15 protein-coding genes are annotated in these 19,210 nt (G+C 61.1%); 9 read left to right on the plus strand and 6 right to left on the minus strand.

The window, feature by feature from the left end; translation table 11 throughout:
- The 4 genes from Q0629_RS05900 to Q0629_RS05915 all read left to right on the plus strand — a co-directional run.
- Positions 1 to 191: GreA/GreB family elongation factor (locus Q0629_RS05900; protein WP_298780139.1), on the plus strand; the 191-nt coding region annotated here is incomplete at its 5' end.
- 172 nt (positions 192 to 363) lie between these two features.
- Positions 364 to 1,317, plus strand: a complete 954-nt coding sequence (locus Q0629_RS05905; protein WP_298780141.1) for a hypothetical protein — start codon at positions 364 to 366, stop codon at positions 1,315 to 1,317.
- Between the two features lie 55 nt (positions 1,318 to 1,372).
- Positions 1,373 to 2,419, plus strand: coding sequence for a WYL domain-containing protein (locus Q0629_RS05910; protein ID WP_298780145.1), 1,047 nt, complete (start codon positions 1,373 to 1,375; stop codon positions 2,417 to 2,419).
- Positions 2,420 to 2,421: 2 nt separating this feature from the next.
- Positions 2,422 to 3,963 (plus strand): hypothetical protein, encoded by a 1,542-nt coding sequence (locus tag Q0629_RS05915; RefSeq protein WP_298780147.1) that lies wholly within the window; start codon positions 2,422 to 2,424, stop codon positions 3,961 to 3,963.
- Here Q0629_RS05915 and cas6 read toward each other — a convergent pair.
- Positions 3,960 to 4,751: a CRISPR system precrRNA processing endoribonuclease RAMP protein Cas6 gene (cas6, locus tag Q0629_RS05920; protein ID WP_298780149.1), complete on the minus strand. Its 792-nt coding sequence runs from the start codon at positions 4,749 to 4,751 to the stop codon at positions 3,960 to 3,962. The two genes, Q0629_RS05915 and cas6, sit on opposite strands and share 4 nt — an antisense overlap.
- 74 nt (positions 4,752 to 4,825) lie before the next feature.
- On the opposite strand from cas6, the gene Q0629_RS05925 reads away from it, so the two are divergent.
- From Q0629_RS05925 to csx19, 5 genes are read left to right on the plus strand one after another with little or no spacing between them, the layout of a single operon-like run.
- Positions 4,826 to 7,144, plus strand: coding sequence for a TIGR03986 family CRISPR-associated RAMP protein (locus Q0629_RS05925; protein WP_298780151.1), 2,319 nt, complete (start codon positions 4,826 to 4,828; stop codon positions 7,142 to 7,144).
- A gap of 13 nt (positions 7,145 to 7,157) precedes the next feature.
- The gene (locus tag Q0629_RS05930) at positions 7,158 to 8,972 is read left to right on the plus strand and encodes a hypothetical protein (RefSeq protein ID WP_298780156.1); all 1,815 of its coding nucleotides are present in this window, start codon (positions 7,158 to 7,160) and stop codon (positions 8,970 to 8,972) included.
- Positions 8,969 to 11,371, plus strand: a complete 2,403-nt coding sequence (locus tag Q0629_RS05935; RefSeq protein WP_298780159.1) for an RAMP superfamily CRISPR-associated protein — start codon at positions 8,969 to 8,971, stop codon at positions 11,369 to 11,371. The genes Q0629_RS05930 and Q0629_RS05935 overlap by 4 nt, the downstream gene beginning before the upstream one ends.
- Positions 11,368 to 12,858 carry an RAMP superfamily CRISPR-associated protein gene (locus tag Q0629_RS05940; protein ID WP_298780161.1) on the plus strand — a complete coding sequence of 497 codons (1,491 nt, stop codon included), beginning with the start codon at positions 11,368 to 11,370 and terminating at the stop codon, positions 12,856 to 12,858. The genes Q0629_RS05935 and Q0629_RS05940 overlap by 4 nt, the downstream gene beginning before the upstream one ends.
- A 16-nt stretch (positions 12,859 to 12,874) precedes the next feature.
- On the plus strand, positions 12,875 to 13,462 hold the full coding sequence (gene csx19 / locus Q0629_RS05945) for a CRISPR-associated protein Csx19 (RefSeq protein WP_298780164.1): 588 nt from the start codon (positions 12,875 to 12,877) through the stop codon (positions 13,460 to 13,462).
- A gap of 190 nt (positions 13,463 to 13,652) precedes the next feature.
- Here the strand turns inward: csx19 and Q0629_RS05950 are convergent, their stop codons facing one another.
- The 5 genes from Q0629_RS05950 to Q0629_RS05970 all read right to left on the minus strand — a co-directional run bounded on the left by Q0629_RS05950 (position 13,653) and on the right by Q0629_RS05970 (position 18,719).
- Entirely contained in the window at positions 13,653 to 14,003 is a 351-nt protein-coding gene (locus tag Q0629_RS05950; RefSeq protein WP_298780166.1) for a heat-shock protein Hsp90, read from the minus strand.
- 202 nt (positions 14,004 to 14,205) lie between these two features.
- The gene (gene gcvPB / locus Q0629_RS05955) at positions 14,206 to 15,663 is read right to left on the minus strand and encodes an aminomethyl-transferring glycine dehydrogenase subunit GcvPB (protein ID WP_298780168.1); all 1,458 of its coding nucleotides are present in this window, start codon (positions 15,661 to 15,663) and stop codon (positions 14,206 to 14,208) included.
- A 2-nt stretch (positions 15,664 to 15,665) separates the two neighbouring features.
- A complete protein-coding gene (gene gcvPA / locus Q0629_RS05960) occupies positions 15,666 to 16,976 on the minus strand; it encodes an aminomethyl-transferring glycine dehydrogenase subunit GcvPA (RefSeq protein WP_298780171.1) in 1,311 nt (436 codons plus the stop codon).
- A 15-nt stretch (positions 16,977 to 16,991) separates the two neighbouring features.
- Positions 16,992 to 17,405: a glycine cleavage system protein GcvH gene (gcvH, locus tag Q0629_RS05965; protein ID WP_298780174.1), complete on the minus strand. Its 414-nt coding sequence runs from the start codon at positions 17,403 to 17,405 to the stop codon at positions 16,992 to 16,994.
- Between the two features lie 99 nt (positions 17,406 to 17,504).
- Positions 17,505 to 18,719 (minus strand): hypothetical protein, encoded by a 1,215-nt coding sequence (locus Q0629_RS05970; RefSeq protein WP_298780177.1) that lies wholly within the window; start codon positions 18,717 to 18,719, stop codon positions 17,505 to 17,507.
- Positions 18,720 to 19,210 lie beyond the last annotated feature (491 nt).

Genomic DNA, 19,210 nt, shown 5'->3' on the forward strand with positions numbered 1-19,210 from the left:
GAGGAATGATGAACATGTGTAAGATGGGCATGCGTAAAGTGACAGCTTCCGTTCTTTATAATGGAGAAAAGTACATGATCATCACGGCGGAAAGCCCTCTGGGGAAAGCCCTCATGGGGAAAAAAGCGGGCGATGAGGTCGAGCTCAAGACCTCCAAACTCACCCGCTATGTTGTGGAGTCCGTTTCGTGACCGCGTTTGCTGCGGGCGGCATTGAGAGGTGAAAAAACGATGAAACCGCGCGTCAAGAACGATTCATGGTGTTATACGACATCCAGCAGGGCAGCCCGAAGGAGGGTGAAGCGCCTGGGGCACAAACGACACCGCAGGGACGACAGGAATATCCTGAAGGGGGAATACTATCGTGACGGAACTGATCACCACGTTCTGCAGGGGGCATGAGGTCCAACTGCTCTGGCAGCCGGAGCTTGAAACGATCCCCGATCGTATTGCAGAAGGGTTTGTGCCCATTGAGATGGCTGAGGGGACGCAGTCCTTCGTTGACTTTCGATGCCTCGATCATCATAACGACTACTCGCACCTTCCTTCGGCATGCGTCACGGCGCTCAAGTTTTACGGAACCCTCGGAGCAGACCGTCCGGCGCGATTGATGGTCAACCATACCGACGCGGACTGCGTGCTGACGGGAGTGACGCTCCTGGGGCTCCTGCCACGGGAGCTCCTGGAGAGACTCAATCCGGAGGTGGGACTGCTGGACACGAACCCGTTGGGTGCGGACTTCAGAGTCCTGCGCTACGGCGACGGCATCCGCCTCTGGAAAGTCGGCATGGCCTCCATCAGGAGGAGCGGCTGGAGCTGGCTCTATGGGGTGCAGTTGTGCCTTGATCTTTTCGACCACTTTACTTATTATAGGAAGGCAATTGATGAGCTTGAGAAAAAGGAGAAGGAGCGGATACAGCAGGCCCTTCGGGACTATGAGAGCGCGGTCACGGGACCGTCGGGCAAGGTGCTCTTGGTGGCCCCCTCGACGGTCAAGGGACACGATGTGCAGTTCTTCAGGCAGGAGGCGTTTCTCGCTACGTCCCTCGAGGGGTGGCGCCACTGGTGCATCGTTTCCCACGTCCGAAAGGCCGGAAACGTCATGTTGGCCTGCCCTAACAAGGAGGTGGCCGAGCGGGCCTTTGGAAGAGGCGGCCTGAAGAACGTTTTCCCCCGCCTTCCGGCGGTCGAGGGGAAGGAGTGGGGCGGCAGGGAGGCCGTTGGTGGCTCCCCGAGGGGCGTCGTCGTCCCCGACGAGCTTCTGGAATCCGTTTTGGCAACACTTGAAGATTCCCTGTTGACAAAGGAGGTCATCTGATTTGAGCAAAAAGGTAGGGAACGACACCTGGAGCAATTTAAAACGCTTGCATCGCTTGGTTGCCCTGCTTGCCCAACATGGTGAGAGTGGTGTGGCGTTCGAGGAAATTCGTACGAAGATCTATCCTGAGGATGTCAACTCGGCCTCCCTGCGCAGGAAGTTCAATCGGGACAGGAGCAATCTGCGCAAGCTCTATGGCGAAGTGCTGAAGGATGATGAGATTGACGAGAGAGACCTCGAGGAGATCGTCACTATAAAGGAAAACTCAGAAGGACGCTACGTCATGGAGAGCCGTTTTAACTTCATGTTGCCGATGAAGCTGGACGAAAAACAGCTTCTGGTCCTCATCGCCGGGGTTTCCATGGCTGGGCATTTCCTTCCGCCCTTCTCACAGGCTTCCAGAGAGGTCATGGACAAGCTCCGCAAGCGGGTCCTGAAGGACGCTTTGGAAAAGAGCAAGAAGATTGCCGACTCCGTGGCTTCGACCGTCCCCATATCACAAAAAGTTTCCGGAGATGACTTTATGAAGGTCATCGACGCCATCGAGAAGAAGCGCGTCCTGAAGATCGGGCAATACACGGAGCGGGATGGGCGCTTGTCCACCTGTACGCTGTCTCCCTACATCCTGTACCACAAGTTCCACTCCTGGTACGTGATGGGAGATGCGCCGGGTAAAAAGAACCCCGACCAGCCGGCCTTTCGACTGGACCGCATGAAGGCCGTTGAAATTTTGGATGAGAGCCAGCCTCACCCGCTGTCAGACGAGGCATTGGAGATTTTGAAGAAAAACATCGCCCTGGACTTCAATCCGGCGAAACCGGACGAGGAGTACCGTGTCAAGTTGAGGATTACCGGCTCTTTCGCCCAGCCTTGTATGGAAACGGAGTGGTTCCCGGGGGAGAAGAAGATGTGGGAGAAAGACGGCGATGGCAACAAGAGCGTCCATTACGAGGTGACGCTGAAGGGGCTTGAGTCAATCACGCTTTGGATCATGAGGGCGCTGGACTGTGTCGAGGTGCTGGAACCCAAGAAGCTGGCGGACGAGATCGACCGGCGCGTCGGGGCCTATCTGGAGCACAAAGACAAAGGGAGAACGAGATAGCCATGGAGGACAAAGTGCAGAAGACCGTCGTTGAAAATTCAGCGGAGAAGGGGAAAAATCCGCGTAAGAAGGTGTTGCTGTCGTTTGTGGGGATGAGGGACCCGTACAACGATAACAACAAAACAAAGCCATGCACCGCCCCCACTCTCTCTCAGCTCGACTCAATGGGCTTCTTCGCTCGCCTCAGGTATTTATTCGGGAATCCGCCGTCACCTGTCGCTTCGGACCCCGTCATCATGGTTTCTTCGGATGCTCCCCGGGCGTGTGACGACTGGGGCAGCATCCTGACGATCTGCGACGAGCTGCAGCCGGATATCGTCTTCCTGTTTCCGTCCAGTAAGGAGAAAGCAAAGGATCAAAAAAACCAGACCGAAGATAAGGCTTACCAGATACAAGAAATACTTCGCAAACAGGAAAAGAGTCCTGAATGTTACATTCTTCCGTTAGACGTGGATAACGTTACGGACCATGAAAAACTCTACATCAGCTTTAAGAACAACTGCCTAAAGGTACTTGAGATGCTCCATGTTCAGGAGTACCCCGAGAACCTTCTGGACTTTGACTTCTGCTTCAACACTTCCTCCGGAACACAACAAATGTCCCAAGTTGCCCAACTCTACCTATCGGTGTCGCAAATCAAGCCTCAATTTTACCAGTGTGCCGCACCCAATTTTGCCGATGGTAAGCGCGTGCAACCTGTCAACACTCCTTTGGTTGCAGAGGCGTCTTTGCTTGCACGCTTAGAAAGCAACGCCGAACGCAGCCATTACCACTCCGTTGTAAGCGATTGCGATTCGTTGTCCGATCTAACCTTTTTACCTGGGCGCCGTGTCATTGCCAAAACCCTTAAAGAAATTTTTGGCGCTTACGAGAAGATGGATTTGATGCGATACAAAGATGCGTTTGAGGCGATGCAAAAGATAGAATTCACCATGGAATCCCCATATCTGCCTGATTATGAGAAGATACTGAACGATCAGAGGGCTTTTCTCGATCACCTCAAGGAAGATAAAGAAGAAGAAAGCACGCATAACCTCGTTGATCTCTACTTTAATCTGCTTCGAGCTTTTAGACGAGGAAACTATGCGGATGTCCTGGCACGTTTCTGGCGTTTGCGGGAGGGGGTGCTGTATTATCGCCTTTCCCAATACGGTATCAACAAGCGCCGTCTGAACGACAGCTCTCCCAGAAGTTTGGAGAAATTACGCGAGAAAAGCTCTCCCGGTATGGTAGATTGGAACAGGATGTATTTTAAAGAAAACATGGGTGTCTTTTCCGAGGTTTTGATCGATATTTTCAACGATGTCGATCTTAAATCTTTTGAGGGGAAATTTTCAAAAAATCTTGAGCACTTGCGATATGCTAGAAACAAATCGATTGTGGGACACGGAATGCGCCCAGTTGACCCCCAGGATGCCAGGATGTGTGTGGAGATCGGGAGGGAACTAATCCATCTAGTCCCAGGAGGAAACGCTATCTACGAACGGTATCCGTTCACCCCGGAGAATGCTGTGAAGCTCGCAGGGCTGCTCAAGAAGGTCTAGCTCTTCCAGAACGGCCAGACCTCGCCCATCCCCTGCGTCGTCTTGTAGCCGACGCCGGTGAAGAAGGCCAGCCCCACAAGGGCCGAAAGCGCTGTCCTCTCCGGCACTCCAGAGCCCGGCAGCGTGAACTCGGCCTCGCCGCAGAAGCCGCGCACGATTCGGTCCTGTCGCAGCCGCACGGCGCGGCTCTCGGCGCGGTAGCTCCAGACCTCGATACGGGGCAGGACCTCCTCGAATCCGGGCCAGCCGGCGGGGTCCAGAAAAAGCGCCATTGGCGGAGCAGCTCGCCGAAGATCGGCTCCGGAAGGGGCAGGAAGAACTGGCGTCCGCTCCTCTTGAACCCGGCAGGCGAAACGAATCGCAGGCCCGCCGAATCCGTCGGAGCCGAGCTGCGCGGGGGACAGGCCCAGGGCCAGCTTGTCCTCCCCCGGACAAAGGAGCCTGTCGAGGACGAAGAAGGCCGTTCCCAGGCGGACGGCGGTTCCCGCACGGGGGCGCAGGAGGGACTCGAAGCACAGGCCGTCCTCGTCATGGATGAAGGAGACTCGGGCCCGAACGACATCCCCCCGCGCGAGGCGGAAGTCCTCCGAGGCGAACGCATTTTGTCCCTGAGGGCGCATCATGCCAAGCGACACAGCCTTTTTGCCGTCCCCGGCGTCGGGGTGGAACACGGGGTCCAGCCGGGAGCCTCGGACCAGGTCGCAGAGCAGAGAAAAGAGCAGGTAGCCGTTGGAAGCGGACAGGAGGTTCTTATCCCGGGACTTTAGCTGAAGGATGTAGCTGCGCATCGACGTCATCTCCCTTGTGTGCGGTCCGTCTTATCTCATTCGTGCTCATTTTACACCCAAGGAGGCTGGTTCTTTTGCCAAGAACGTTTCACAATCCCTACAACTTCGTGCGAACGCCGAACAGGACGGAGGAGGTGCTGAAGGACCCCTTTGCGGGGGACCACGACCCCTCAAAGCCGGAGTATCGGGAAAACCACTCCCGATACTGGTCGGAGCGCTACACGGGCGTCATCCCGGTGCGGCTCCGGACGCAGACGCCGCTCTTCATCACGAACCCGGAGACGAAGAGGGAGAAGGAGGGCGCCAATGAACACTACATCTACGACTGTCTGGAGTACATTCCGGCGACGGCGCTCAAGGGGATGCTGAGCTCCGCCTACGAGGTTGTCACCAACAGCCGGTATCGGGTGTTCGGGAAGCGACAGCACGAAAAACGCCTGGGCTACCGTTCTCCGGCACGGGCAACTCTGGTACCCGGCAGGGTGAGCTGTAGCGATGGAAACTGGTCCGTAACCCTCTTCACCGGAACCTCTAAGATCAGGTCCGACGGCAGCGCGGATGGCCCCCTCTACGCCGCCTGGCTGCCCTGCTATCGGAAGGGGACGGAGGACGCCTGCCCCCGCCTGCATCACGAAGCCGAGTACGAAAACGTGAGGATTCGGCAGTACGATCACGGAAACTTCAAATTCTGGAGCGTCGCGGAGATCGACGGCCTTGCCCTGGAGCCCATAACGCACAAGGCGACCGCCACGGCGGAGGAAAAGGTGGTTCGTGGGTACGTCGTCAAATCGGGCAAGATCTTCGAGAGAAAGCACGACGAACGGTTTTTTTTCAACACAGATACGCCCGTTTCCCTGCTGCTTTCCCCCGAAAACATCAAGGCCTATGAAGATCTCATCGCGGATTATCAGCGGGTCCACAAGGACGGAGCCAACCCCCCGATCGGCGGACGGAGCGTCCAGGGCCTCCACATCTGGGACAAAGGACAGCTCGCGCTGTCCGACGGTCGTTTCGTGTACGTCAAGACGGACGGAAGGACGATCTCGGCCCTGTACCCCGTCCAGATATCCCGCGAGCTCAACGAAAAGGCCCCGTGGGACTTCCTCGAAGACAGCCTGAAACCTGCGGAGTCGATAGACCAGCTCTCCCCAGCGGATCGGCTCTTCGGTTGGGTCGCTCAGGGAGCACCCCAGGGACTTGGAGCCTGGAAAGGCAAGGTGCGCATTGGGGATGGTATCTATAGCCCAAGGTCAGGTGAAGAGCGCCCATCCCCGGTACAGTGCTTCGACAATCCCCTGCCCCTCAGCATTCTGGGGGCTCCCAAGCCCGCTCAGGCCCGTTTCTACCTTGGCGACGAGAAGGGAGCCCCGCAGCCTGACGGGCGCCCCAAACAGGCCGCCGGATACGCAGGGGACAAAAAGAAGCTCCGGGGCCGCAAGGTATATCTGCACCACACGCTGGCGCACCTGGACAAGGAAGGGAAAGCGGACTACTGGGACGAACACCAGGGGGCCAGGATGTCCATCTTTCCGGAGTATCGGCAGCCCTCTGGGGAAAAGCAATGCAGCAGCCAAAACCGTTCGATCACAGGCTGGATTCCCAAGGGGACCGATTTCCGGTTTGACGTTAAGGTGGAAAACCTGACGCGGGAGGAGCTGGGCACCCTGCTGGCCCTTCTGAGCCTGGAGCAGCAATATTTTCGCCTGGGCTTCGCCAAACCCCTGGGGCTGGGCAGCGTGGCCCTTTCCATTCAATGGAACGGGGAGGAACCGCTTCCCTTCATGACCGGCGAAGACTTCAGAGACCGCTATCGCAGGCTGGACAGCCCCGCTCCCTCGACCAAGGGCTTGTCCAAGGGGCAGGTTCAGGCGACGATCCAGAATTACCAGAAGAACGTCTTTCGCCTTTACGGCACCCCCCCTAAGGACGACGCTGTCCTTGGGGACGCTGAGCTTTTCCCGTGGGAAAAGAGCGAATTTTTCAAGGCTCTGGGACCAGAGCAGCAGAAGTCGTTCCGCTTCGCCTGGCTGGAGGCCCTGGAAAAGGATTCGGCAGAGCCGCCCATGGAAGCCCTTCCAGACAGGGAAATGCTCGAAGAACTTTACAAAGAGGAGATCGACGCGCTGCCTGGGGCGTACAAGGACCTCCTGAAGAAGGTCAAAGCCAGCCGTAAGAGTGACTGCGGATGGAGCACCCTCTCCTTCATCAAGGACTTCACGAGTGCGATGAAAGGCTTCACCGATGCCCCCGTGACCTACCCGCGCAGCGAGGAAAACCGTTCCGATGGATTCGAGGGGTTCGGCTGGTTTGTGGAGAACGAAAAAATGGAAGGTGGCAAATGCGTAAACGGCCATAGCCTGCCCACTGTCGGCACGCCCCTGAGCGGCCTCTGAGAGGAGGAACGAAATGTCTTCGATCGTGGAACAGGATATCCGACTCATCAACCTGGAGACGGGAGGGAATCAGGCCTACATCTTCGCCTCCAACAAGCTGCGCAACGTCGTGGGGGCCTCCGAGCTGCTCTACCGCGTCGGGACCCGGTACGTGGAGCAGGCTGTCGACGAGGCGACGGGGAGAGGCTTTTCCGTCACCTGCATTGCCGAAGAAGCGCCCATCGAGGCCACGCAGGGCGAGGCCATCGAGGCGGTCATCGCCACGTCGGGCAAGGCTCTATTGCTGGCGCGCAGCGAGGAGGTGGCCAAACGCTTCGTCCGGTCGTGGAGCCGGATCGTCCTCTCGGAAGCGCCGGGTCTCGACGCCGTGGCCGTCTATTCCAGGGAGGCCGTTGACCCCTCCCTGCCCCTGAGTTCCTCCTCAAAAAATTCCTTCCTGCAGGCCTTCCGAGAGACCTCCCGCCAGATGACCCTCCTGCGGGCCCAGGGACAGGCCTCCCCTCTGGCCCGATTCCAGCGTCTGCCCATCGCGGCGGAATGTACCTACTCCGGCCTGCCTGCCGTCGGGCTGGAGGCAGGCAAGGGAGGAGGAGACCCGCTCCCTGTTGCAGGACCCGCGCTGGCGCAGCGGAAAGCTTCGCGAGACGAGGATTTTAAGGCGCGTATGCAAGGACTTTTTCCGGAGGGATGGAAGAGCGGCCTTTTCGAGGATGAAGGGCTGAAATCCCTCGAGGGACGGGATTGGCTCGCGGTCGTCCATGCCGACGGAAACGGCCTGGGGCAGCTGTTCATCGACCTTGACCGATGGGTGAACGCCCTTAAGAACGGGGCCGCGACGGGGCGGGACTACATCCGTTGCTACCGCGAGTTCTCCTCCGCGCTGGACGTGATCAGCCGCGAGACGTTCCGCGAGGCCGTCGAGGCAGTCTGGGGCGAGAAAAGCCCACGCGCCCTGCCCATCGTCCCCGTTGTGGTAGGGGGGGACGACCTCACCGCCGTCATGGAGGGCTACAGGGGCATCGACTTCACACGGACCTTCATGGAAAAATTCTGCAAAAAGACGCAGGACCACGAGGCCGTACGGCCCATTCTGGAGAAGGCCGGGCTCCCTCGGCTGGGAATGTGCGCGGGTATCTCGATCGCAAAGCCGCACTTCCCCTTCTCTCAGTCCTACAACATGGCCGAGGAGCTGATGCAGAGCGCCAAGGAGGTCAAGAAACAGTACGGCAAGGACTCTATCTCCTTGGACTTTCACATCCTCTACGACTCCGTCGCCACCTCTGCCTCCGACGTCCGGAAGTCCCTGACCATCCGGGAGGAGCAAGACGGCAGCCAGCAGGAAAGGCACCTCACCGCCAAGCCCTACGTCGTTTCCAGAGGAAGTCGGGAGAAGCCGGACGACGCTGGGAAGACGAACGAGGAAAAGGCGGAGCTGGAAAGACAGCATGAGGCATGGAGCCGCGTTCACGATTTCGGGGCGTTCCAGCGCGCCGTGGACGTGCTCGTGCGCGTGGAGGCAAGCTCAAAAAAGCCCCTGCTTCCCTCCTCTCAGGCCCATGCGGTACGGGAGTCCCTCTTCTCCGAGCACCTCAAGACGCAGGAGGCGGAGTGGGCGTTTCTCATGAACACGTATAGGGACTTTGCAGCGCAGTGGCGAAAGGTTTCCGCGGATTCGCCCTCCCTTTACGTCGATCTGGAGAAAACTGGAAAAGACGGAGTTTTTCACCGCTACACCCATTTTCTGGACGCCTTGGAGGCCGCGAAGTTCGAGGCCCCCGGCAGGGAAAAAGAAAAAGGTTCTTCCAGGGACGAGGAGGCGACGGCATGAACGGGAATTGGCTGCGTCTGCGGTTTGATTCCGACTGGCACGTTGGTTCGGGCGCCGGCATTCCGGGGAGCGTGGACCGTCAGGTCCTGCGAGACGAGGAGGGCTTCCCCTACGTCCCCGGCAAGAGCCTGACCGGCATCCTGCGCGACGCCGCGGAATGGATCGCCGACACGCGGGACACCGCGGAAAAGGGCAATAAGTGGAAAAATGCCCTGATCGGCCTGTTTGGGGAACAGCCTGAGAGCCATGGGGGGACATCGGGAGGCTTCGTCTCTGGCGCGGCGGTCGGCATCGGGAGCGCCACGCTGAGCCAGGACCCGCGGAATTACGTTCAGGGGCTTCGAGAGGACTCCGGGCCGGATTTACGCACGGCCCTCTTCACGGTTCGGCCGGGGGTGAAGATCGACCGGACGACGGGCCGAGCTCTGGAGGACCACCTCTTCTCCACGGAGCGGGTGCGCGGATGCACGCTCTACGCCCCCGTCAAATACCTGAGGGGTCCCCTGTCCAAGGATGAAGAGAAGCTGCTGGAGGACGCGGTCAGGGCCGTGCGTCGGCTTGGGGGAAAGCGCCGGAGAGGGGGCGGACGATGCCGTCTCGACTGGTTCAACGCTCCTGATCGGACGGAATCCGGGAAGGGACCGAAGACCTCGTGGCCAGGGGCCGGATCTTCCGTGGAACTGGACTTCCGTCTCACGACGCTCCAACCGGTCGTGATCAACAAGGTCACGTTGGGCAATCTCGTCCGAAGCGAGCCGACGCTCCCCGGCGTCTCCCTGCTGCCCTGGTTCACGCGCGAGGTCCTGGCCCCCCTGGGTGAGGAGGAACTGCGGTCCGCCGTCCTGGATGGAAGTTTCTCGGTGGGGAACTTCCTGCCCGAGGTCGAGGGCGGGCGCTCCCTGCCCGTCCCGCTGTGCCTGGCCAGGGAGAAGGAGGGCAAGGGGATGCTCAATCGGCTGGTGTCCCAGCCCGAAAAAGAGGGTGTGCAGATGAAGGACCTGCGCACGGGGTACATCCGCATCGAGGGGGAGAAGGTGCAGTACCTCCCCGCGGACAGTCGCAGGCTCTTGAGGACCCATAACACGGTGGAGGATGCAAGCCAAAGGCCCACGGAGAAGGTCGGCGGCCTCTTCACCTACGAGGCGATCCGCTCGGGGCAGACCTTCCGCGGGACGGTGCGGATGTCTGCGGAGCTTTGGGAGAAGGTGCGGGAGAAAAACGATATCCTCCAAAAGTTCGCCTCCAGCGAGCTCTCGATCGGCCAGTCCCGCAAGGACGAGTACGGGGCGGTGTCGCTGCAGTACGTTCCGTCGGACGCCTCCGCGCCGGAGGGGCGGCTCTGGTCGCCCAAGCTGCTGGAGGCGGGCGGCAAAAGCTATCTGGTGGTCTATCTGATCTCGGACCTCCTGATCCGTGGGGAATTTCAGAGCTACTCCCTGCGGCTGGAGGACCTGAAGGGCGCCTTGTCCAGGGCGCTGCATGTGGAGCTTTCGGACATCCCCGACAGCGACTGGATAAACGTGGAGGGGCGAAGCTTCCGACAATCCCCCCTGGGCGGAACCTCCGGGCACTGCGTGCGCGTGGGGCGGCGCGAGTCGTGGCAGACGCGCTGGACCCTGCCTCGCCCATCCCTCAGCTACTTTCAGGCGGGAAGCGTCCTGCTGTTCCAAGTTACAAACCCCGAGGCGTGGAGTGAGGCTCATGCGCAAGCACTGGTTGAGCAGGGCCTTGGCGATCGGCGAGCGGAGGGCTACGGGCGCGTCTTACTGAACCCGCCCTTCCTGTGCGACAAACAGAGTGGGGTCGAAAAACTGGAAATTTCAAAGGAGACGGAGCAGAAGGAGCCGCCCTCGGCTCCTGATCTGCCCAAACTTCCTGAGGATCGAGCGCTCATCCTCGCCCTAGCGGAAACCCTGCTCCGGGAACAGTTCCGCCAGGCTGCACGCCGGGAGGCCTATGAGCTCGTCAAGACGAGAGAGAAGAGGGCCGTGTTCGCAGGCCATCCTCAAATGACATGGAGCAACGCCCCAAACGTCAGCCAGTTCGGGATGCTGCGGGAGTTCGCCGCGTTGATCGGGGACGTTCCCAAGCGATCTTCCGTGGAATCCATCCGGGACTGGCTCAATCTGCTTCCACAGAGTTCAGGAGGCGATGAAAAAGGCTCATGGGAGGATTCCTGGAGAGAATGGGTCCGGGAGCTTGTGGACGATCCCGAGAAAATATGGGGGCTTTCGGAAGCGTTCGAAGCCGTTAAGAGACGTTTTTGGAAGGTCTTTGCCAAGGCGGAGGAAGTGGAGTGGGAACGGTTGACGCTGCTCGCCCTGGCCGAGTTCTGGGACGTGTTCTGCGAGGCCGTCTTTGACGACGAAAAGCGGACGAAGGGAGGAAGCGAGGAATGAGCCGGACGATTGTCGGGAAGGTTTGGGTTCGCGGGGACCTCGTCGCCAAGACCCCGATCTCCGTGGGGGGGCTTGGCGCCGGGGAGCACGTGGACCTGGACGTCGCCGTGGACGGTGCCGGGCGGTTCTATATCCCCGGAACAAGCCTGGCCGGCCCCATGCGGGCCTGGCTTTCGGAAAACGTAGAGTCTGAGAAACTGCTAGACACGCTCTTCGGTTTCATCGAACAGGCAAGGGACGGCGGACAGGCCAGCTTCCTTTTCATTGAGGACAGCCCGGCTCAGGGGGTGGCCCGCGAGCGGCGGCACGGCATCGCGCTTCGGGCGGACACCGGGACGGTCGCTGATGGGTTCTTTTACACGCGGGGCCTTCTGCCCCGCGGGACGCGCTTTCCCCTGGAGATGGAGTTGGATATTGACAAAAGTTCGGAGCCCGGAACGGAGCATCCCGCAGGGACGCTGGCCCTGCTTTTGAAGGCTATGTGCGAAGGGAAGGTTCGTTTTGGCGCCTGCAAGACGAGGGGTATGGGGGAGCTGCGCCTGGAGGACCTGAGAGTGGACTATTACGACTTCGCCGGAAATTCGGGAGACCTCGACCGATGGCTGGCATCAGGCGGCTCCAGCGAGGATCGAAGGGGCCTGGGGCTGGAGCAGGAGCTGAAGGCGCTTGAGTGCTTTGGGACACCGAAACGGAGAGAGCAGCGTCTCTTCGAGGTCCTCATCCACTGGCGGGCGTTGTCGCCCATCATGGTCAAGGCGGGGCGCGACGGAGTGGAGGCTGACATGCTGCCTTTGATGAGCGGTGTGGAGGGAGCTAAAGACGCAGCTGGCGGCATCGCTCCCGTCCTGCCCGGCAGCTCCGTCAAGGGAGCCCTGCGCGCTCAGGCCCGCAGGATTTTGCACACGCTCTTCGACCCCGACGGGGAGAATGCCTCGGAGAAGCCGGAGTATCTGAACCTCCTCGACGCCCTCTTTGGCTCGACGGAGTGGGCGGGACGGCTCTCGGTCGACGACGTCTACTACAGGCCGGAGGCACCCGTCTCCCCCGATGCGTGGCTGAAGGAGGACGCCAATGCCCTGAACGCCGTCACGGAACGGCACCAGCACGTCGCCATCGACCGCTTCACCGGCGGGGCTTCAGAGGGAGCGCTCTACAGCACCCGCCCGGTAAAGCGCGACGAGAGGGAAAGGGAAAGCGGATGGGAGCCCATTCGCTTGGCCTTGGACCTGTCGGACTTTCCCGAGGCGGAAGGGCACGCGGCACTGGCCCTGTTGAAGCTGTTGGTCCGGGACTTGGAGGATGGGTACGTATCCATCGGGTTCGGCTCCCGGCGCGGGATGGGCGAGATCGCCGTGGAGGGCGTCGATTGGGACTCTGGCTTCCCTGCGGAGGAGAAACTTCAGACCGCCTGGGACGCCTTTGTGGATGGAGGCGGTGCCTTCCACCTCCCGCAGTTCCCGAAAGAGGAGACGAAACACAATGTGTGACGCGAGGAGAAATGAGATGAGGTCAACCACCCTGTACGACCTGTCCTATCCGGCTGTCTCCGCTTCTGAGGCGATGAAGCAGGTCAAGGGGATCGGCGTGGATGCGGCGCGGCCGTTCGTCCTGGCCTACACCCCCGACTTCTGCGGCTTCGTCGATTGGAGGGAGGACAAAGGGGGCGGGGATGGAAAATTTCTCTCCCTCGATGGGGGCAAGACAATAGAGAACCTCTTTGAGCTGCGCTGCTTCTGTCCAACCTTTGAGCTGCGGTGGGTGCGAGAGGACAGCGGGAATAGGGGAAGGGCCGTCCGGCTGTCGGAATCCCCATTGCAGGGGGCGGAAAAAAAGGACATATCGGCTCTCGACGGTCGCTACCTGCTCTGGGGGCGGGGGGTGGAGCGTCAGGGGGCCGTCCGGCTGTGTGACCACCGCATCGGGGAGCTTCCAGTCCCCGCGGCGATGCAAACGGGCGAGCGGGTACTCTTGAACGTCGTGGAGTACTTCGTCCCTGACGAGTACGGGAACCTGACCTTCCTGGCGGAACGGCTGACGGGGCTCCAGCCGGCAACCGATGCCGAAATCTTGAAGTTGACGGAAAGCGCATAGAGGCTCGAACGAACGTCGTTGCCCTCACGCTTTCATCCAAGTATGGCCGCGCCTTAGGGCGCGGCCATACGACCCTTTTACCAACTCGTGTTTCATCATGCGGATTGCCCCTGAAAGGGGAGTTGCCATCCCAGGTGGCGGGGGCTTGCTTTCAGCGCGAGGGACATCGCGCCCAAAAACCTTGGGGCGGCTACTTCAGGAGGACGTCCCGGTGGTCCAGGACCTCGAGGGCCGCGCTACAGGCGCCGCAGTCGCAGTACTTCGCGCCCTTCGCCTTGATCTCCCGCCCGTGGGCCTCAAACTCCTTCGCCTTCTCGGCACCGAAGAGGGTGGCGCCCTCCTCCGACCCCATAAAAGCGATCAATCCGTCGATGGGCACCAGGTCCGCCTCCAGCTCCGCGATCAGGCTCCGGGCTTCAGTGGCTTCGTCGGCCTTCCCCAGCGCGTCCAGCCATCGCTGGCCGGCGGCCCGCGCCTCGGCGCAACAGGATGGCGCCGCCATCATCCGGCGGACGACCTCGGCCATTTCCTTCTTGTCCATAATAAAACAGCTCCCTTCAGAAAAAGACTCCACGGCGCAGCGTTGACGCCACCTCGGCCCTCAGGGCGGCCGGCTTCACGCACCATGATATAGCACCCTTCCACGCCCTGCAACAGGCCCTATGGATAAAGCGGAGTGCGCAAAGGGGACGCCCTGAGGCGCCCCCTTTGCAGAATATCGCTCTTTACCCTCGTGCAGGGCCTTACTCGCCCTTCAGGATGAGCTGGCGGGCTGCCAGCGTTTCGTCCGGGCGGGACACGATGGTGTTCTGCGGGGTGTTCGTGACGCGCTCCGGGTTCGTCTTGGCGTCCGCGGCAATGTCCTTCATCGCGGCGATGAAGGCGTCCAGTTCCTCCTTGGGCTCAGTGTCCGTCGGCTCGATCATGAGGGCGCTGTCCACCACCAGCGGGAAGTACACCGTCGGCGCGTGGAAGCCGCAGTCCAGAAGGCGCTTGGCGATGTCCATGGTGGTGACGCCGTTCTTCTTCTGTTCCTCGTCGTTGAAGATGACCTCGTGCAGGCTGGGCTGCGGGAAGGGCAGGTTGTAGTCCCCGCGCAGCTTCGCCTTCACGTAGTTGGCGTTCAGCACCGCCGCCTCCGTCGCGGCCTTCAGGTCGCTCCCCATCGTGCGGGTGTAGGTGAAGGCGCGCACCAGAACGGCAAAGTTGCCGAGGAAGGACTGCAGGCGCCCGATGGTGAGCGGAATGTTGAAGTCCAGGTAGTAGCGGTCGCCGTCCTTGCGGACGCGGGGAACGGGCAGGAAGGGCTCCAGGGCCTCACCCACCACGACGGGGCCGGCGCCGGGGCCGCCGCCGCCGTGGGGCGTGGACAGCGTCTTGTGGACGTTCAGGTGCAGCACGTCAACGCCCATCTTCTTCACGTCCACGTAGCCCATCAGGGCGTTCATGTTGGCGCCGTCGCCGTAGACCAGTCCGCCCTTCTCGTGGATGATCTCAGCCACCTCGGCCACGTGGTTCTCGAAGATGCCCAGCGTGTTCGGGTTCGTCAGCATGATGCCCGCCGTGTCCTCGTCCATGATGGCGCGGATGGCGTCCGGGGTAACGACCCCGTCGGCGGAGAGCTCCACCGGCACCGGCGTGTAGCCGCAGAGCGCCCCGGAGGCCGGGTTCGTGCCGTGAGCGGTGCTGGGCATGATGAGCTTGGTGCGCTGGCGCCCCTTGTGCGCGTGGTAGGCGTGGATCATCAACATCCCCGTCAGCTCGCCCTGAGCGCCGGCCGCCGGCTCAAGCGTCGCGGCCTTCATGCCCGTAATCTTCAGCAGGTCCTGCTCGAACTCGTACATCAGCTTCAGCGCGCCCTGCATACACTCGTCGGGCAGCAGAGGGTGCAGGTTGGCAAAGCCCGGCAGCGCCGCCATGGCCTCGTTGATCTTGGGGTTGTACTTCATGGTGCAGGAGCCCAGCGGATACATTCCCGTGTCCAGGCCGAAGTTCCACGTGGAGAGCCTCGTGTAGTGGCGGACGACGTCCACCTCGGAGAGCTCCGGCAGGTTCGGCTCCGCGCCCACGAGGGACGGGTCGAGGTCCGCCCCCGGCACGTCCGCCTCAGGGATGCTGATGCCGACCCGGCCCTTGCGGGACTTCTCCCACAGGAGATCCTCCTTGTACGCGATACCCCTCATTCCAGGATAACCCTTCATGGCTAGGCCACCTCCTTAAGAAATGCGTCGATGGCCTCGCGGGTGTGGACCTCCGTCGCACAGAACAGATACACGCCCTTGTATTCAGGGAAGAAGCGGCCCATGTCGAGGCCTGCGGCAAAGCCCTTCTTCAGGAGCTCCTCGTACTTCTTTTCAAAGCCCGCGGGGGCCTTCATGGCGAACTCGTTGAAGAACGGCGCGTTGAAGAGCGGCTTGAAGCCCGCCTTCTCCAGTCCACCCTTCAGGTAAGCGGCCTTGTCGTGGTTCAGCTTCGCGATGGCGTGCAGCCCTCCGCGCCCGGCGGAGGCCATGTACATGGCGGCCGTCAGCGCACAGTGGCCGGAGTTCGTGCAGATGTTCGACGTGGCCTTCTCGCGGCGGATGTGCTGCTCGCGCGCGGAGAGCGTCAGAACAAAGCAGCGCTTTCCGTTGTGGTCCACGGTCTGCCCCACGAGACGGCCCGGCATGGTGCGGACGTTCTTCATGGAACAGGCCAGGAGCCCCAGGGCGGGGCCGCCCGCGTTGAGCGCCAGCCCGAAGCTGCTGCCCTCGCCGGCCACGATGTCCGCGCCGCAACTGCCGGGGTTCTTCAAAAGCCCCCAGGCCATGGCCTCGGAGAAGGCCGCCATGAGCAGCGCGCCCTTGTCGTGGGCCGCCTTGGCCGCCGCCTCCAGGTCCTCGATGACGCCCGCGAAGTTCGGCGACTGGACGACGACGGCGGAGACATCGTCCGGTATCTTGCTCAGGTCCGTGCGACCGTCCGGCAGCACGGGAAGCTCCACCGCCTCAAAGCCCGCCGGGCGGAAGTACGTCTTCATCTCTTCCACGTAGTGGGGGTGCAGCAGGCGGGAGTAGGCCACCTTGTGCTTCTTCTTGACGCGAATGGCCATCAGGGCCCCCTCCGCCACGGAGTTTGCGCCGTCGTACATGGAGGCGTTGGCCACCTCCGTGCCCAGCAGGTTCGCCGTCATGGTCTGGAACTCGAAGATCGCCTGCAGCGTCCCCTGGCTGACCTCCGGCTGATAGGGCGTGTAGGACGTCAGAAACTCGGACCTCATCGCCAGATAGGGGATGTGGGCCGGGATGGCATGAGCATAGCAGCCCGCGCCCAGGAAGGCCGTGCCGCTGAAGTTCTGCGCCGCAAGAGCGCGTATCTCCTTCGACAGGGCCCACTCGCTCTTGGGCTCGATGTCGATGGGCGCGTCGCGCCGCACGTTCGCCGGAATGGAGGTAAAGAGGTCTTCAACGCTCTTGACGCCAATGGCGTCAAGCATCTCCTTCGTGTCCTCCGGCGTCTGGGATAGATACCTCATGGGTTCTCGCCTCCCCTAGTGCTTGGCGTGCTCGCCCTTGGCGTACTCCTTGTAGGCATCAACCGCCATGAGCTTGTCGAACTCCGCCGGGTTGGAGGGCTCGATCTCGATCATCCACCCCTCTCCGAAGGGGTCCTTGTTCACCAGGTCCGGGGAGTCCGCAAGGGCCTCGTTGACCTTGACCACCTTGCCGGAAACGGGAGCGTTCAGGTCGCTGACCGCTTTGGTGGACTCGAGGGAGCCAAACGCCGCGCCCGCGTGGACCTCCGCTCCGACCTCAGGCAGCTCCGCGTAGACGATGTCGCCCAGCGCGGACTGGGAGAAGTCGTCCACCCCAACCCGGACGAGGTTCCCCGCCTTCTTCGCCCACTCGTGCGTCTGGGTGTAGCGCGCGTCGTCCTTGAAGATCAGCTCGTTGAATTCTTTCATTTGCAGTGTCCTCCCTTAATTTTTGATGATGATGAGTTACGACAAACGCAAAACGGTAACAACGCCGGCGCTCCGCAGTCCTTAACCGCCGGCCCGGCGTCAGATGGCCACGCGGGCCGTACGGCCCGGCCGGATGTCCGTGACGATCTCCACCTCAATGGAGCGACGGGCGTCCTTCAGGGTGACCTTCGTCCCCGGCTCCAGCTTGCGGTCCACCTTGACGTAGCCGGCCACCAACCCCCTAGGCTTGAAGTCCGCGGGCTTGTCCGGGCTGGCCGTGCCGACGATCTTGCCGTTCACGCGGCTGCAGGCCACCTCAAGGCAGCAGGTCGTGACGACGCCGATCTCCTTGCCATCCAAGAGGACCTTCGCGCCGCTGTGGGCGTCAACCTTGCGCGGGTCGAAGCCGCAGTAGGCGAAGGTGTAGCTCTCGGGCGGGTTCTTGTAGATATCCGATCCGATGAAGGACTTCGTCAGCTTGCCCTCCTTGTCGCGGGGCAGGGCGAAGTCCCAGGGGGTGTTGACGAAGGGCCACGGCCCGATGTCCTGCTGGGACAGGGGCAGCATGGCCCCCATGCGCAGCGAGTCGCGGGCGGCCAGGCCGCAGGGCAGGATGTCGTCGCCACCCGACTTCATCAGGAGGTTCCACACCTCAAGGGTCTTGTCGTTGGGGCAGAGGATCTCGAAGCCCAGCTCTCCCGTGTAGCCCGTGCGGGAGATCAGGACCGGAATGCCGCCCTTCAGGTGGACGTCGTGGTTCTTCGCGGGGTCGTAATCGCCCAGGAAGTGGAAGTACTTCATGCCGTTCAGAAGGTCCGGCTTCTCCATGGCCTTGCGCAGGATGTCCGCGGACTTCGGCCCCTGGAGGTCGATCTTGCCGAAGTGTCCCGCCTCGTTCTTGATCGTGACGTCGAGGGAGCCCTTGTGCTTGTTCAGGTGATCCACCACGATGACGTCGCGATTGGAGTTGACCACCAGCACGTAATCCGTGCGGTTCCCGTCCATGTGATAGGCGATGCAGTCGTCCACCACGTGCCCCTGCTCGTTCAGGATCATGGTGTAGCCGCAGGCGCCCTTCGCCATCTTCTCGAGGTTACGGGTGAGGCACCGCTGCAGAAGCTCAAAGGCGTCCTTCCCCGTGACGCGCACCACGCACATGTGGCAGATGTCGAAGATTCCGCTCTTCTCCAGGACGAAGAGATGCTCCTTCACCGCCCCTGCCTTGTACCACAGGGGCATCTCCCAGCCGCCGAAGTCCGTCAGCTGGCCCTCCAGCTCATGGTGCACCGCGTTCAAAGGTGTCTTCTTAAGCAAGCGAATCCCTCCTCAAAGTCTTTGGGCAGGGCTGCGAGGCACTGCCCGCAAGAAAGTGACAGAAGACGATACAGGAACAAAGAAGTCAGGCTAAAGCGCTACAGACTGTGTTCATATTGTACATGCAGGGACGTTGAAAGGTCAAGCAAGGTTCGTCATGCAAACTATGTATTTTCATCATAAAAATGGTCCGGCGACCCTGCCCCGAAGCATCAGACCGCCGACCCTCCGGAAGCCCGGTCTGTGGCGTTTCTCGTGTGCTATAATGAAGGACCATCATAGTTAATGTCATTATTTGCCCGTTAAACTTCCAGAACCACCGGGGTTTTGTTTGAGGAGGCGAGGCTCTTGGCCGGGGATCGACGCGGAGCTGCCGTGTTTGAGATCGAGGGCCTGACGAAGGTGTACGGAGAGGGGACGGCGGCCGTCCACGCCTTGCGGGGGATCGACCTGACGATCCGCGAGGGGGAGCTGGTCGTCCTGCTGGGGCC

This window comes from uncultured Fretibacterium sp. (genome assembly GCF_938030725.1).
In the GTDB taxonomy this organism is placed as follows: Bacteria; Synergistota; Synergistia; order Synergistales; family Aminobacteriaceae; genus Fretibacterium.